This is a genomic window from Lutibacter oceani (assembly GCF_003384935.1).
Taxonomy (GTDB): domain Bacteria; phylum Bacteroidota; class Bacteroidia; order Flavobacteriales; family Flavobacteriaceae; genus Lutibacter; species Lutibacter oceani.
Window position 1 is genome coordinate 302,578 of the sequence record NZ_QTTQ01000012.1, and the last position, 16,198, is coordinate 318,775.

At 28.9% G+C, this 16,198-nt stretch carries 11 protein-coding genes and 2 tRNA genes; 3 read left to right on the forward strand and 10 right to left on the reverse strand.

The window, feature by feature from the left end:
- The first annotated feature begins 16 nt into the window (after positions 1-16).
- Positions 17-1,231: an RNA methylase gene (locus BX611_RS14320; protein WP_115882574.1), complete on the forward strand. Its 1,215-nt coding sequence runs from the start codon at positions 17-19 to the stop codon at positions 1,229-1,231.
- Here BX611_RS14320 and BX611_RS14325 read toward each other — a convergent pair.
- The 5 genes from BX611_RS14325 to BX611_RS14345 all read right to left on the reverse strand — a co-directional run bounded on the left by BX611_RS14325 (position 1,228) and on the right by BX611_RS14345 (position 5,519).
- A complete protein-coding gene (locus BX611_RS14325; protein WP_115882575.1) occupies positions 1,228-3,633 on the reverse strand; it encodes a TonB-dependent receptor in 2,406 nt (801 codons plus the stop codon). The two genes, BX611_RS14320 and BX611_RS14325, sit on opposite strands and share 4 nt — an antisense overlap.
- Before the next feature lie 116 nt (positions 3,634-3,749).
- Positions 3,750-3,830: transfer RNA gene (locus BX611_RS14330), tRNA-Tyr, on the reverse strand.
- Between the two features lie 45 nt (positions 3,831-3,875).
- A tRNA-Lys gene (locus BX611_RS14335) sits at positions 3,876-3,948 on the reverse strand.
- A 59-nt stretch (positions 3,949-4,007) separates the two neighbouring features.
- Positions 4,008-4,778, reverse strand: a complete 771-nt coding sequence (locus BX611_RS14340; protein ID WP_115882576.1) for an ABC transporter ATP-binding protein — start codon at positions 4,776-4,778, stop codon at positions 4,008-4,010.
- On the reverse strand, positions 4,779-5,519 hold the full coding sequence (locus BX611_RS14345) for an MlaE family ABC transporter permease (RefSeq protein WP_115882577.1): 741 nt from the start codon (positions 5,517-5,519) through the stop codon (positions 4,779-4,781). It lies immediately after the preceding gene.
- A 116-nt stretch (positions 5,520-5,635) separates the two neighbouring features.
- Between BX611_RS14345 and pafA the strand changes: the two genes are divergently transcribed.
- Complete coding sequence (gene pafA, locus BX611_RS14350; RefSeq protein ID WP_115882578.1) at positions 5,636-7,321, forward strand: alkaline phosphatase PafA; 1,686 nt, start codon at positions 5,636-5,638, stop codon at positions 7,319-7,321.
- Between the two features lie 43 nt (positions 7,322-7,364).
- Here pafA and BX611_RS14355 read toward each other — a convergent pair whose 3' ends face one another.
- The 5 genes from BX611_RS14355 to porU are packed head-to-tail and all read right to left on the reverse strand — an operon-like array spanning position 7,365 to position 14,328.
- Positions 7,365-8,426 (reverse strand): 3-oxoacyl-ACP synthase III family protein, encoded by a 1,062-nt coding sequence (locus BX611_RS14355; RefSeq protein ID WP_115882580.1) that lies wholly within the window; start codon positions 8,424-8,426, stop codon positions 7,365-7,367.
- Between the two features lie 38 nt (positions 8,427-8,464).
- The gene (locus BX611_RS14360) at positions 8,465-8,848 is read right to left on the reverse strand and encodes a group III truncated hemoglobin (protein WP_115882582.1); all 384 of its coding nucleotides are present in this window, start codon (positions 8,846-8,848) and stop codon (positions 8,465-8,467) included.
- A gap of 7 nt (positions 8,849-8,855) precedes the next feature.
- Positions 8,856-9,338 (reverse strand): cytidine deaminase, encoded by a 483-nt coding sequence (gene cdd / locus BX611_RS14365; RefSeq protein ID WP_115882584.1) that lies wholly within the window; start codon positions 9,336-9,338, stop codon positions 8,856-8,858.
- 21 nt (positions 9,339-9,359) lie between these two features.
- Positions 9,360-10,496 (reverse strand): type IX secretion system outer membrane channel protein PorV, encoded by a 1,137-nt coding sequence (gene porV / locus BX611_RS14370; RefSeq protein WP_115882586.1) that lies wholly within the window; start codon positions 10,494-10,496, stop codon positions 9,360-9,362.
- Between the two features lie 31 nt (positions 10,497-10,527).
- Entirely contained in the window at positions 10,528-14,328 is a 3,801-nt protein-coding gene (porU, locus tag BX611_RS14375) for a type IX secretion system sortase PorU (protein ID WP_240324984.1), read from the reverse strand.
- A gap of 164 nt (positions 14,329-14,492) precedes the next feature.
- On the opposite strand from porU, the gene gldJ reads away from it, so the two are divergent.
- Positions 14,493-16,196, forward strand: coding sequence for a gliding motility lipoprotein GldJ (gene gldJ, locus BX611_RS14380; RefSeq protein WP_115882588.1), 1,704 nt, complete (start codon positions 14,493-14,495; stop codon positions 16,194-16,196).
- Positions 16,197-16,198: the final 2 nt, after the last annotated feature.

Sequence of the window (16,198 nt, forward strand, 5' to 3'; positions counted from 1 at the left end):
TTTAATATTATAACTTATGAGTAAAGAAGGTTGGAATAAAATATATAATAAGACAAATAAATTAACCAAACCTTCAAATAAAAGCCATTTAATTTCCAATAAAGATATTATAGATCTAGAACTATTAATTAAAGATGTGCTTGTAAATTTTTTAAAGCAAGGAAATGTTCATCTTGGACTAAAAATATATATTAATAATGTTCTAAGAAATGATGTATCAAATAAAATGCTATCAAACATTCCTTCAAAAGATATCAGTCTGGAAGATTGGTCAAAAATTATTTTTGGCGAAGAAAAATTTGGAATAATATTAAACAGTCTAGAACAATATAGTAATGATTTATCAGAAAAAGCAGCTACAATTGTAAAACCTCTTCTAGAAATTGCAGGTTTACCTTTAGGTGGCCTATCCTTTATTTTTTTTATGGGAAATTATGGTTATACTCCTTTTGGAATTCATAAAGAAGCTACTGGAGAAGAAGGTTTTTTGTTTCATTTAGGTCCGAAAAGTAAACAGTTTTATACTTGGGATGACCCAAAATTAAATACAATTAAGCACAACACAGAAATCTTTAAAGAAATTGATATAATGATTCCTAAATCTAAATGTTATCATCTAAATTCCGGAGATGCTATGTTTATTCCCCATCAAGTTTATCATATTGCTAATACTTCTGAATTCTCAATGAGTTTTGTTATGGATTATATTAACCCTACAAATGAAAATCTAGAAATTAATTTAATGAAATCTGCTGAAAATGAGAATAATAATACTTTAACCAATGAGTACCATTCCCCTTTAACATCAAATATTGATAGTAATGAATGGAGTAATATTTTAAATAAAAAGTCTTTATTTTCTAAATTAGAAACAAGTTTAAAGAGGCATATTTATTCATTAAAAAGCAATGGCGGGATTTTAAAAAAATCAATAATCGTAAACAGTAGTGGTATCATTCCTAATGGTTCATTCTCTATTAAAGGGAAAGAAATATTTCCCATATTTTATGAAAAAATACTTGATGAAAAATTACTTCTTTTTGCAAGGGGTCACCAATTTAAATTAAATTTTAATGAAAATATTCCCATGATAATTAACAAACTTAATAATGGCGAAATACTTAATCTTGATTTTATTCGTGAAACTTTAGAGCCTAAATGGCAAATAACTGATATTTTTAGTTTTATTGGAGACTTATTAAGGGTAGAGGCAATAGTTGTTAATGACTAAAAATCAAAAATTACTCCAAATCTAGGCAAAACATTTCCTGAAGTATTTTCTATTGCTTCAAGGTTATATTTAGTATTATCTGAAGTGCTAACCTGCTTATTTCCATTTTCATCTAATAAGGGAATTAAATAGGATTGTGAAGTTGATTTACTTCCATATACATTTTGAACATCGAAATAAAAGTTTAATGAAAGTTTTTTCCAATACCACGTTTTATCAACTCTAATATCTAATTGATTATACGTATTAAAACGCTCTGAATTTAACTTATTGTAATCTAATATTCCACTATTAGAAACATCGTAATTTGTAATTATTGAAGAAACTTCAAAATTATAAGGCGTATAAGGTTGTCCGCCAACTAAGCGAAACTTAGCTCCTATTTCCCAATTTTTTAGCAATTTTTTTCCTCCTGTAACAGTTAATAAATGCCTATTATCCCAAGATGAAGGAATGTAGTTATTTAGTTTGTCTTTAAATTCACTTTTTACAAATGTATAAGAAAGTATACCATACAAACCACTGTATGATTTCTTCTGGGCTAACAATTCAAAACCATAAGATTTTCCTTTTGAATTTGATGTAACCTCCTCATTTCCAATAACCCCAAAATCTGAACCTAAATTTGCTAAACTAATTTGATCTCTTACAGAAAATGGATAATTTTTATATTTTTTGTAAAAACCTTCAAATGTAATTTTTGAACTTGAATTTGGGTTTAATTCAAATCCAGAAACATAATGTGTTGCTTGTATAAATTTTAAGCTATTATTTTTATTCACCAATTCATTTAAATTGTTTCTATATCCCATAATTGTATATGCTGGAAGTTGCTTGTAAATTCCAGATGAAACATTTAAACTTAACTTATCGTTTATTTTATAGGATAAAGATACCCTTGGCGAAAATTGGTTCAAAGGATTTTGCATTTCACTATTATAATCAACAGCATCTAACCTTAAACCTGCAGAAATTCCAAGTTTAGTATTAAATGATTTGGAAATTTGACCAAAAACGGCATATTTTAACATAGATAATTCCGAAGTAAAATCAATTTCTGAAACACCAGATGCATTTGAAATTTGTTGAAAAGTAGTGTTTGTATATTTGGCATTTTCTAAACCGACACCAACATTTAATTTATAATTATTTTTTAATGTAGATGTATTTTCAAAACGCAGTTTGTTTTCAACTTCTTTTGAAGAATAATCCAATAACAAATCCGTAGGATTATTAGTGTTATTAAAATACTTTTTAGCATTGTTACTCCATTCATTTCTACTAAACACAATTTGTTGCATTGTATTTTCACTATAATGCTTATAATTTGCACCAATGGTATAATTCCACTGTTCTTGTACAGGGATATTACTTAAAATATAGCGGTTTCTTTTAATAGTTTCTTCATCTATAACATTTTTATTTACACTTTCGTTCAGCTTAAAATTATCAATGGCGCCCAAACCAATTATAGCAATTTCACTATTAGAAGATAATTGATGATTAACTTTAAACTGAAAATCGTTATATGTTGGTAAAAAAGGTAATTTTATTAACTTGAATAAAAATTGCAAATAAGATTGACGCACAGAAGCTATAAAAGTAGTTTTATCACTTAATGGTCCATCTAGTGTTAAACCTGCATCAGAAGTGCCAAAAGTAGCTCTAGTATTTAATTTTTCTGGGTTTCCTTCCTTTTGAGTAAACTCAATAATAGAACTTAAAGAATTCCCTCTATTTGAAGTAAAAGCACTTGTATAAAAATCTACTTTTCTAATTAAATCGGCGTTTATTATTCCAACAGGTCCGCCCGATGAACCTTGGGTTTGAAAATGGTTAATTACTGGAACTTCAATACCATCTAAATAAAATTTATTTTCAGAGGGAGCCCCTCCTCTAATAATAATATCATTTCTAAAACCTGGATTTGAAGCTACTCCAGGTAAAGATTGAATTACTTTTAAAACATCTCGGTTACCTCCTGGGTTTTTTTCAATTTCTGCAATACCTAAAGACTGAACAGATAATGGACTCTCAACTGACTTTTTAAATAATTTGCTTTGAATAACAACCTCAGATAATTGTTCACTACCCTGTAATAATTCAATAAAAATATAAGGAGTTTTATCAATTGTAACTAAATAATCATCAGATAACTTAGTTTGATACCCTAAGAATGAAACTTCAATTTTAACATACCCCAAAGGCACATTTTTAATAACAAACATACCAAATTTATCAGTACTTGTGCCTAAATTAGTACCTTCAACAATAATATTTACAAAAGGTAACGTTTCTCTTGTTTGCACATCAATTACCTTTCCTTTTATGCTCCCGGTTTCTTGTGAAAACACTAATGAGAAATTACATATAACAAGAAGATAAATTAATATGTTTTTCATTTTTTTAAAATTATAATTTTACAAATATATTATTTTTGTTTAATCTTTTTATTTTTTTATTGAACAATTTAATACAATGCACAAAAAAACCTCAATCAGAATTAGAATGAGGTTTGTGGTGAGAGGAGGATTCGAACCTCCGAAGCTTGCGCAGCAGATTTACAGTCTGCCCTCGTTGGCCACTTGAGTATCTCACCAAATAATTTAAACTAAAAAACTTCTCTAAATCGAGAAGCTTTTTGTGACCTGGCTGGGGCTCGAACCCAGGACCACCTCCTTAAAAGGGAGGTGCTCTACCAACTGAGCTACCAGGTCGTCTTTTTCCTTTTTAGCGGCTGCAAATATAAAGGTATATTTTAAAAAAACAAACTACTTTATTGATTTGTTTCATTTAAATATGCTTCTCTAACTTTTCTGAATAAATTTGATGAATAAACAAAATTCACAATAGCCTCATTTTCAGTTTTAAAAATCTCTTTATTTGTTCCTTCCCACGCTTTTACACCATCTTTTAAAAAAACTATTTTTTCTCCAATTTCCATCACCGAATTCATATCATGAGAGTTAATTACGGTAATCATATCATATTCTTTTGTTATTTCCTGAATTAAATTATCAATTAAAGTTGCCGTATTTGGATCTAAACCTGAATTTGGTTCATCACAAAATAAATATTTCGGATTCATTACAATTGCTCTTGCAATAGCAACTCTTTTTTGCATTCCTCCAGATATTTCAGCAGGAAACTTTTTATTAGCATTTACAAGATTTACTCTATCCAACACAAAATTAACACGATTCAACATTTCAGAATAGCTGTTTTTAGTAAACATTTTTAAAGGAAACATTATATTTTCTTCAACCGTTAATGAATCATACAATGCACCTCCCTGAAACACCATTCCAATTTCTTTCCGTAACTGTCTTTTAGTTTTTATAGTAAGTTCAGTATGCTTTCTTCCATCAAAACATATTTCTCCTTTTTCAGGAATATGCAACCCTAATAAACACTTTAAAAATACAGTTTTACCAGAACCGCTTTGACCAATAATCATACTTGTTTTCCCTTTTTCAAAGGTTGTTGAAACACCTTTTAAAACAGGAATTCCACTAAATTCTTTATATAAATCTTTAACTTCAATCATTTATCCTAATAGCATTTGAGTTAAAAAGTAATTTAATAATATAATTACAACGCTTGTCCAAACAACAGCTTGTGTACTAGCTCTACCAACTTCTAATGAACCTCCTTTAACATAATAGCCATGATAAGCAGGTATAGTTGCTATAACAAATGCAAAAACCAACGTTTTAATAAGTGCATATTTTATAAAATATGGATCAAAATCTAATTGAATTCCATAAATATAATCTTCGCTAAAAAATCTTCCAGTTAATAAACCAGCAATATAACCTCCATATATACCTAAAAACATTGCTAAAACTATTAATATTGGATAAAAGAACAGTGTTGCTATAATTTTGGGTAAAACTAAATAATTTAAAGAATTAATCCCCATTACTTCCAAGGCATCAATTTGCTCTGTAACTCTCATAGTTCCAATACTTGATGATATATAAGACCCTACTTTACCAGCTAAAATAACACTCATAAAAGTGGGTGCAAATTCTAAAATCATGGATCGTTTCGTTGCAAATCCAATTAAGTATTTTGGTATAAAAGGACTATCCACATTTAAAGCTGTTTGAATAGCCACAACACCTCCCACAAAAAAGGATATAAACATTATTATCCCTAAAGATTTTAAACCTAAATCTTCAATTTCTCTAAATAATGTTTCCTTAAAAACCGACCATTTTTGTGGTTTTTTAAAAACTTGTTTCAGCATAATAAAATACTTTCCAATATGCTCTAAATAATTCATGTAAATTTCTTTTTGGCTAAAATATTAAATTAATACCATGTTTAATCTTTTTGTAACATAAAATTCATACGCTCGAATAAAAAATTAGTAATTTTGAAATCATAAAATTATTTAAAATGAAAAAACTTATTATACTATTTTTTTTAAGCATCTCACTAATTCAATGCATTGCAATAAAAGCTGAATCTAATACAGCACCTGCACAAGAAAGTTCAAATAAAATTTATCAAACAGCAGTACAAAAAAATCCAAAATTGGTTGTTGGAATTGTTGTTGATCAAATGAGGTATGATTATTTAGTTAGATTTTATAATAAATATGGTAACGGCGGATTTAAACGTTTAATGAAAAATGGTTACAATTTAAAAAATGTACATTATAATTACATTCCAACATACACTGCAGTTGGACATACTTCTATTTATACAGGTACTACTCCAGTTAATCACGGTATTATATCAAATAATTGGTATGATAGATTTGAAAAAAAATCCATTTATTGCGTTGATGATGTTAATTTTGAAACCGTTGGTGCAAAAACAGGTGGTAAAAAATCGCCTTATAGAATGTTAACTACAACTATTACTGATCAACTTAAGTTGGCTCAAAATATGAAAGGGAAAACCATTGGCATTTCCATTAAAGATAGATCGGCAATTTTGCCTGCAGGTCATACCGCAGATGCTGCTTATTGGTTTGAAGGTGGAGATGAAGGCAAATTTATTACAAGTACCTTTTACATGAATGAATTGCCAAATTGGGTTTCTAACTTTAACAATTCTGGTAAAGCAGATAGCTATTTAAATGAAACCTGGAATACGTATTATAATATTTCAACCTATACTGAAACATTACCTGACAATAATAATTTTGAAGGTAAATTTAAAGGAAAAGAAACTCCTACATTCCCTTATAACTTAGCTGAATTAAGGACATTAAATAGTAATTATAGCTTACTCAAAGCAATTCCTTCGGGAAATTCAATTACTACAGATTTTGCTGAAGCAGCTATTTTAGGAGAACATTTAGGAAAAAGTGATTTTACAGACTTTTTAGCAGTTAGCTATTCTAGTACTGACTATGTAGGACATCAATTTGGGGTTAATGCAAAAGAATTAGAAGATACCTACATTAGATTAGATAAAGATTTAGAGCGCTTTTTAAACTTTTTAGATATTGAAGTTGGACAAAATAACTATACTATTTTTTTAACAGCTGACCACGCTGCAGTTCAGGTACCTGCCTATTTAAATTCTTTAAAAATTCCGGGAGGCTATTTTGACAACCAAAAATTTGAGGAATTTGTAAACAACATTACTTTAGAAAACTTCAATTCAACAGAGTTGATTGAAAATATTTCTAATTATCAAATATTTCTAAATAAACAAAAAATAAAAGAACTAAAGCTTGATATTCATAAAGTATCACAAATAATTGCAGATGAAATTTTAATATTTGAAAACATATACAAAACAGTAACCGCACATACATTACAAACTACAAGTTTTACATCAGGAATACTGCAAACACTCCAAAATGGGTACAATCAAAAATTATCCGGAGATATTTTATTTGTTCCAAACCCTTCAACAATTTCATATTCAAAAACAGGAACTACACATGGGTCTGGTTACGCTTATGACACACATGTACCACTTATTTTTTATGGTTATAATATTAAATCAGGAAGTTCAAACAATTACTATCCAATAGTAGATATTGCTCCAACATTATCAACTTTTTTAAATATTACTGAGCCAAATGGCGCTACAGGAAATGTAATTCTTGAAGTATTAGAATAAAAAAAGCCCTCGTTTGAGGGCTTTTTTTATTCTAATTATTTTTTTAACATCTATAAACCACGGCATTTATATTCATACCTGCTCCAACAGAAGCAAAAATAACAACGTCTCCACTATTAATTTCTTGATGTTCAATTTTTCCGTTTTTTACTAAATCAAATAAAGTTGGAACCGTTGCAACTGAACTATTTCCTAATTTGTGTATACTCATTGGCATAACCCCTTTTGGAACTTTTGTTTTATATAAACGAAAAAATCTCTTAATTATAGCTTCATCCATTTTTTCATTAGCCTGATGAATAAAAACTTTTTTAACTTCAGAAATATCAAGACCACTTTTGTCCAAAGCTGATTTCATAGCTAATGGAACATGGTTTAAACCGTATTCATAAATTTTGCGTCCTAACATTTTAATGTACCTAACATCAGGGTCTTCATTCTTATTAAACGATTTCCCAAAAAACAAATAATAACATTCATCTAAAGTATCAGTTTGGGTTGCATGACTTAAAACACCATTTGTACCTTTCTCTGAAGCTTCAATAACACAAGCTCCTGCTCCATCAGCAAATATCATTGAATCTCTATCAAATTCATCAACAACACGTGAAAGCGTTTCAGTTCCAATTACTAAACATTTTTTAGCAATTCCAGCTTTAATAAATGCTTCTGCTTGAATAACTCCCTCAATCCAGCCTGGACAACCAAAAAGAATATCATAGGCTACACAGCCGGAGTTTTTAATACCTAATTTATATTTTACTCTTGAGGCTAAACTTGGTAAAACATCACTTTGTATGGTACCGCTTTTAACATCTCCAAAATTGTGTGCTAAAATTATATAATCTAGTTCCTCTTTATTAATTCCAGCATCTTCAATGGCTTTTTTTGCAGCTAAATAACCTAAATCAGAAGAATTTAAATCTTCTGAAGCATAGCGCCTTTCCTCGATACCTGTAATTGCTTTAAATTTTTCAATAATTTCTTCATTTTCGTTCCCAAAAGGAGTACCATCTTCATTTAAAAAATTACTATTAATAAAATCTGAATTCTTTTTAACTATACTTGGAATATAGCTTCCGGTTCCTGTTATTACTGATCTCATTTTTTTATAAAAAATTAGTAATCAAATTTAAGAATGTATTAATTATTTAGCTCTGAAACTTTAATTTTCATTACGGTGGCTATCGATAGTGCTCTTGACTTTATGGCGTGTGCCATTTCACCTTCAAACAACTCATCAACAGATGCGTTAAACATTGATAACCAGCTTTTAAAATGAACTGGTTTAAATGGTTTTTCCTTTTGTAATTCTAAGTGTGGGGCCATTGCATTTTTACGATACCCACCGGAATAAAACAATATATTTTCCCAAAAATCAACTAAAGTTTGTAAATGCTTTTCTAAATGTTCAGGCTGCTCAAAATCAACAAAAAAATGATGCATTAAATCATCATTCATTAGCTTTATATAGAAAGTTTTAACCAGTAAATAAATATCCTCTCTATGCTGTATATCGTTTTTCATAAATGTCTTAAAGAAATGATTTATCAAAAGCTATAGGAAGCAAATCTATAATAGAATTTGTTTTAATTATTTTCCCTTCTTCACCCATAAAATATACTTCAACATTAAACTTTTGTTTTAATTCATATTCTGATAAGGTTTGCCTACAAGCTCCGCAAGGAGCAACTGGTTCTTTTAAAATTTGAGAATTTGAACTTGCTGAAATAGCAAGCTTTAAAATTTTAACATTTGGATAATCTGATGCTGCTTTCCAAACAGCAACGCGTTCTGCACACATACCTGAAGGATATGCTGCATTTTCCTGATTATTTCCTGTAATTATTAATCCGTTTTCTAGTAAAAGGGAAGCTCCAACTTTAAATTTTGAATAAGGAGCATATGCATTTTTTTTTGTATCAATGGCTTTTTGCATTAACACCTGCACTTCATTTGGAAGTTCCTCTATAGATTCATAAACGGAAATACTAGTTGTTAAATCAACTTTTTTCATTAAAATAGTGCTGTTTAGCTATTAATTAACTTCAAAAATATCTCCAAAATCAAAAGATAATGAGAATCGAAGTGTATTTTCTAATGGATTATTAATGTCTGATGCATTAAACAAATACGAAATATCTAATTTTGAACTTTTAAAGTTAAATCCTGATCCAATTGTAAAATATTTTCTGGCTCCTTTTAAATCACTTTCATTAAAATAACCAGCTCTAATTGCAAATGAATTATCGTACATATATTCTGCCCCTAAAGCCCATGTAAACTCTTTTAGTTCTTCGCTAAAACCATTTGGTGCATCGTTAAAAGATTTGAATATTCCACTAAAAAAACTTACATCGTCTTGAACGTATGGTGGCTCTCCATCTTCTGAAACACTTGGCGTAGGTACTAATAATTTATTTACTTCAAGGTTCAAACTAACTTTATTATAATTATCTAAAATAAAATCGAAACCACCTCCAACTTTTAAGTTAGTTGGAATAAAATTGTCTTGCCCATCATCGGAATAAGAAACTTTAGGACCAATATTGGAAACATTATAACCACCTCTCCAAACTCCATTAAAATCTCCATAATTATTTTCAGCAGATTGAAAATATCCAGAAATATCTACTGCAAAAGAATTAACAGGGTTAATTGTTGAATTTGCTGATTCTATACCTAAATCAGATCGGATATAACGCAATGTAACACCCATTGAATATGTTTCACTCAATTTTATTGAGTAAGATCCGTCTACTGAAAATTCGTTTAATTTTTCTGTTCCTTCAGGTGCACCATTAATATCTGTTAAATCTATTTGTCCTAAGTTAAAATACTTTAAACTTGCAGCCCAAGCACTTCTATCGTCAATCCTATTTGCAAATGTGAAACCGCCTAAAAACACATCATTTGTTAGTTCTCTAAGCCAAGGTGTATATATTATTCCTAAAGAAAATTGAGATTTCATAAATGCATATTTAGATGCATTCCAATGTTGTGAGTTTGCATCAGGTGATGTTGCTACCCCAATATCTCCCATACCTCCTGCTCTAGCATCTGGTGCAATTAATAGAAAAGGTGCGGCTGTTGTTATTGGATTGGGAACCTCTTGAGCCTTACTATTTGAAATTGCTAATAAAACAGTTAGGGTAACTAAAAATATTTTTCTCATTAATGGTTAATTTAATTATTGAATTAAACTCTTATTGCAAAATTACTAATTTTTCAATTTTCTGAGCCGAAGTATTTGAATTAATTGACTTTACTTTCAATTTATAAACATAAACTCCTTTTCCTATTTTTGATCCAAAATCATCTAAACCATTCCAAACTATTGTTCTACTTAAATTTCCTTCAGTTTGAATAGTTTCATTTAATGTTTTAACCAATTTTCCTGAAACAGTAAAAATTTGTACTTGAACATTAAGCAACTCATTGGGTCTGTTATGATTAAACCAAAACTCTGTGTAATTAACAAACGGATTTGGATAATTTAATACATTGCTTAAAGCTAAATCCATAGTATCAGCTACAAAAAAAGTAAACGTTGATTCTGTTAAGTTATTGTAGGTATCCCAAACTTTTAAAGTTAGTGTATGCAAACCGGGTAAAAGATCTCTTAAAGGATAATTTAATTTTCCTTTTTTGTAGTCGTTTAAATCTGTTTGATAATAATCATTTAAAATAATTGGATTGGCTTGATCATTGTCTAAAATTGCAACTATATCGTGATCAACGGCAGTTATTGAAGTGTTTATACCATTTTCATCTTCTAAAACAGCAATAAAAACTGGAGAACTATCTGTAGTTCCTCCATCAATAAAATTTAAATCATTCATGTATAATTCAACAATTGGACCCGTATTATCCTCTGGAGCTTCAGTATTAATTCCTCCAATGGTAACATCAAAACTATAACCCGCCTTATCAATTATTTTATTTGATGCATAAAAACTTAATTTTCCCTTTCCATAAGCTACTTTTAAATCTTTTGGAGCAACAAAATCAAATGAAAATTTTCCATTTTCTACTTTTGATCTTCCAGTAAATATTTTACTATCAATTACATCAAATTGCATTACAACATTTCTATTATCATTATCTAAAGTAGCTTTGTTTATAGGTTTATCGAAAACTGTAACATCAATTTCTCCATTAAAACTATCAAGTAAATTATTATTAATATCTACAACATCTCCTTCAAATTTAACATAAGACAATGCTTTAATTGTATCTAAAGATTCTGAAACATCTATATCATTCATTTTTGTTAATTTGGCTGCAGGTTTTGGTACACTTAGATGCATTGCTGGATCTCCAAAATTGAAAATAAAAAATCGTTGTGTTGTTGAAAATTGATTTTTTACAGTCATTAATACTTCTGCAATAGATAAATCTTCATTATTAAAACTTAAAAGTGGTTTTACAAGTTGCTCATTTAACGCCTGACCAACACTTATATAAATTTCTCTAGTTGTTGAAATAAGTGTACTTGCTCCATAATTTTCTTTCCAAAATAAAAATTCTCCAGCAGTTTTCCTTAAAGGATTATCAAACCTGGTAAACTCACAGGTAACAGTAATAAATAATGGTAATTTATGTTGATTTTTTAAACTTTGAATTTCTGGCAAACGAAAAACTCCTTCACCTGCCCAACCATCTTCACCTCCGTGCCCAAAATAATCTACCAATAAAGTTCCTTTATCAATTTGATTAATAATATCTAAATTAACTGTTGGATATTTTTTACCTGAAGCCGAAGACTCTTGGGCATAAGCATCTAAATATATTTTTTTTATATTAAAAACGGGTTTATTTGCAAAAATTGAATCTGCAATTTTTTCCATATTTAATTGTAAAATTTCTTCACCAGCCCTATCAACATCATCTGCTATTAAAGTTATTTTATTACGCCATTCTCCAAATGATGCATCACTGTAATAATCCAGTAATTTATCTACAACTTGCTCAGCCTGAATTACATCTGAAACTGGTATTCTTCCTGTGCTAATATCTTGTCTTTCAAAAGAGTTTAATTCCCCTTCATTTTCATCCATCATTCCATAAAAGTCATCGGTCACATATGACGATGCTAAATTAAAACTATTATATGCTTCAAAAACTGGTACAATATTATTATTACCTTCAATTCTATCCTTATAATCATAAGAAGCATCACCAAATAAACATATATATTTAAGTTGGTTTGTAGTTGCATTATCATATAAATGCTTTACAAAATCTCTAATTGCCGTTAAATCTGGAGAACCTGAAGAAAACTCATTATAAACCTGATCTAAACGAACAACTTTTGTAACCAACCCTGAATTATTACTGTGATAATCTGCCAAACGCTGTGCCTGATTTACTAAAAATTCTTGCGTAACAATTAAGTAATCAATATTTTCTAAACTATGTAAATTCTGATTTTCAACAGTACTTACTTCCAATAATTCTGGGATAAAATAATCGTTTTCAGGAATTAAAATAAACTCTGATAATTGACCTCCACTTACTTTAAATGTAAAGTTAGAGTTTGTTGATTGACTTTCAACTATTTTAGGAATTATTGGGTTTGTAATATCCCAAATCCATTTAATATTAGAGCTATTTTCAATTGAAAATTCATTTATTCCAGTTGAATTTAAAACATCAAAATTTCTAAATAAAAACTGTTCATTTTTTGCAATTAACTTTCTTTTTCCTAAAACTTCAATATAATCTAGATATGCTTTTGCACTCGGATTTCCATTGTTATTATATGTAATTTCAACATCAATTTCATTCCCCGAAACAGTTACATTTCCAGTATTTTCATTTGCAATTGCTTTAGTTAAACCTCCAATTGCACCATAATTTATATTAAACAGATTTTGATTGTTCACTTTTACCTCCATAGTGGATGTTAATGATGATTCTACAACTCCGCGAACTCTAACCAAAACATCTTCTAATTCATCAATTTCATCAAAAGGGATTTTATAATTCCTAACATTTTGAATATTAAAAGCATCTCCAAACCACTGCTGACCTACTGCAAACAAATTAACTTCATCTTTTTCATAAAAGGTAAAATCATCAAAATTTGTTATCGTAGAAATACTTGAACCAGTAACTGGAGTTTGAGCTGAAATTCTTTTACCTTCAGAATCTCCAATAAATAAAAAGTAAAAAGATTTATCTGAAAATATATTAAATTGATGTTTTACAATATTTATGCTTGGATTTGAACCATATTTCCAAGAATGAGGTCCTTGTGCATAAAAAAGAATATAATCTTCATCATCAAAACTGTTATCATTTTCTCCATTTACAAAAATTGCATTTTCCTGTAAACCATCATAACGAAAATCACTATTCTTTAAAGGTAACATTGCTCCTCCATTACCATAAATACTAATATTTTTTGGATTTATGGAATTTATATTAACACCTAAATCTTGTAAAAATTCTTTATCAATTTTATAAACACCTGTTTTATTAATTGAAAATTTAAACCAGTTACCCGATGCTAATACCGAATTTTTAACGGTAGTTGTTTTTGCTGATTTTTTATTTGAACTGGTTAACGAATACTCTAAATCAAATGAAACAATTCTTTTAATTTGATTGTTTATTTTAACAAGGGGCTTTAAATTTAATACTGCTAAAGAATTATTTTTAGCATTTACAATATTAAAATTTGCAGAAATTTCGTTTTCAATATAGCTTGTATTGTATTTATTATTGCTATCAATATTTTCATAAACCACATTTTTAATTGAAAATTCATTTAAATTAATATTTGAACTGACTTGCCAGCTGCTATTAAATGTCGGATTTAAATTTTCATCTAAAAAATTATACTTTACTAAATTTGTATTAATTGAAGACTTATTATTTATAACAAACTCAACATTATCTTCCCACTCCAACTTAAATGATTTTATTTCATTTTGCTGAGCAAAAATCATATTTCCAACAACAAATAAAAATAGGATTATTATTTTTCGAAATTGTTTCATTAACTCAAAAACGTTATATATTTGGGATTATTTCTAAATATTATACAACATTACATATAATAAAGAACAAAAACAATCGTTAGAAAAAAACATAATTAATTATTTTGTTGTAAAAAAATTATTTTAATGTAAATTGCAACTCTTAAAACCCTAATAAGTTTAGTATGAACTTTGATAATATTAAAAGAATTTCAAAGGTATTATTTTTAATAATCTTAATAATATCATTTGTAAGTTGCCATAATAGAAATCCTCGAAAAATTGTATCTCTTACAGGATGGAATTCCTCAGAAAGAAGTGCAGTTGGAAATTACGATTCTAAAATTGGATACAGAGGGCAAGAAGCTCCTCCTGGTATGGTATTAATTGAAGGTGGTTCTTTTACAATGGGACAAATTCAAGATGATGTTCTTTTTGACTGGAATACAACGCCAGTAAAGCAACAAGTTAGATCCTTTTATATGGATGAAACTGAAGTTACGAACTCCGAATATTTATTTTATTTAGATTGGATGGAAAAAGTTTTTCCACCTAATAATATAAACTATGAACATATTTACCAATCTGCCGTTCCTGATACTCTGGTTTGGAGAGATGTTTTAGGATTTAATGAATTATTAACTGAAAATTATTTAAGACACCCAGGTTATGCCGATTACCCTGTAATTGGAGTTAGTTGGGTTCAAGCAACACAATATTGTAAATGGAGAACAAACAGAGTAAATGAAAAAATATTGATGGATAAAGGTATTTTAAAACCTTTATTTGAGCTAGATTCGTTAGAAGTTGAAGGTAAAGATCACTTTGACACTGAAACATATATTATAAACCCAACCGCTCTTTTTGATGGAGATTCTACTATTTACAAAAAAGGAATACCAACAAGGCATAAAAAAGGAGATCTTAAACCTAAACGAGGGGAATTTTCAGGAAGACACGTAAAAGTTTCAGATGGAATTTTATCAGCTAAATTTAGACTTCCAACAGAAGTTGAATGGGAATATGCTGCAAAAGCAGTTGTAGAAGGTAGAGAATATAACAATATAAGAGGAAGAAAAAAATACGCTTGGAGTGGCAAGTACACAAGAAATAAAAGCAAACGTTATATGGGTGATCAACTTGCAAACTTTAAACAAGGTAAAGGAGATTACAGTGGTGTACCTGGTTGGAGTAATGATGGAGCAGATATAACTATTGAAGTAAAATCATACGAACCAAATGCTTTCGGTTTATATGATATGTCCGGTAATGTTGCCGAATGGGTTGCTGATGTTTACAGACCTATTATTGATAATGATGCCAATGATTTTAATTATTTCAGAGGAAATATATTTACAAAAAAAATGATTGATGCTGAAGGTAAAGTTGTTATTGCAGATAATTTTACTGTAAGTTATGACACTTTAGATAACGGACAAATAGTTCCAAAAGCATTACCAGGTAGTGTAAAATATACTCCAGTTTCAAAACGTGATGCTTATATGAGAAATAACTATGATAAGGCATATAACATTGATGCAAAAGATGGTGATTTAGCATCCACAAAATTTTATGCTAAAGAAGAAGATGAATTAGAAACTAAACCTCGTATGTATAATTCACCCGTAAAACCTAGAGAAATTGGTGAAAGTGGATTTATTAAACAACAATATGATACCGAAAAACGAACTACTTTAATTAGTGATAAAGCACGTGTTTATAAAGGCGGCTCATGGAAAGACAGAGAATATTGGTTAGATCCATCTCAAAGAAGATATTTACCAGAATATATGGCAACTAATTATATTGGTTTCAGATGTGTTACTGACAGAATTGGACCTATGACCTATAAAAGAAGAATGCCTACAACCACCAAAATTAGGTATTAAAA

Coding starts and splice junctions, on each gene's coding strand:
- cdd (WP_115882584.1), bottom strand. CDS start 9,338: ATGAAAAAAGTTGATTTAACAACTAGTATTTCCGTTTATGAATCTATA.
- pafA (WP_115882578.1), top strand. CDS start 5,636: ATGAAAAAACTTATTATACTATTTTTTTTAAGCATCTCACTAATTCAA.
- gldJ (WP_115882588.1), top strand. CDS start 14,493: ATGAACTTTGATAATATTAAAAGAATTTCAAAGGTATTATTTTTAATA.
- BX611_RS14320 (WP_115882574.1), top strand. CDS start 17: ATGAGTAAAGAAGGTTGGAATAAAATATATAATAAGACAAATAAATTA.
- BX611_RS14355 (WP_115882580.1), bottom strand. CDS start 8,426: ATGAGATCAGTAATAACAGGAACCGGAAGCTATATTCCAAGTATAGTT.
- BX611_RS14325 (WP_115882575.1), bottom strand. CDS start 3,633: ATGAAAAACATATTAATTTATCTTCTTGTTATATGTAATTTCTCATTA.
- BX611_RS14340 (WP_115882576.1), bottom strand. CDS start 4,778: ATGATTGAAGTTAAAGATTTATATAAAGAATTTAGTGGAATTCCTGTT.
- BX611_RS14360 (WP_115882582.1), bottom strand. CDS start 8,848: ATGAAAAACGATATACAGCATAGAGAGGATATTTATTTACTGGTTAAA.
- porV (WP_115882586.1), bottom strand. CDS start 10,496: ATGAGAAAAATATTTTTAGTTACCCTAACTGTTTTATTAGCAATTTCA.
- porU (WP_240324984.1), bottom strand. CDS start 14,328: ATGAAACAATTTCGAAAAATAATAATCCTATTTTTATTTGTTGTTGGA.
- BX611_RS14345 (WP_115882577.1), bottom strand. CDS start 5,519: ATGAATTATTTAGAGCATATTGGAAAGTATTTTATTATGCTGAAACAA.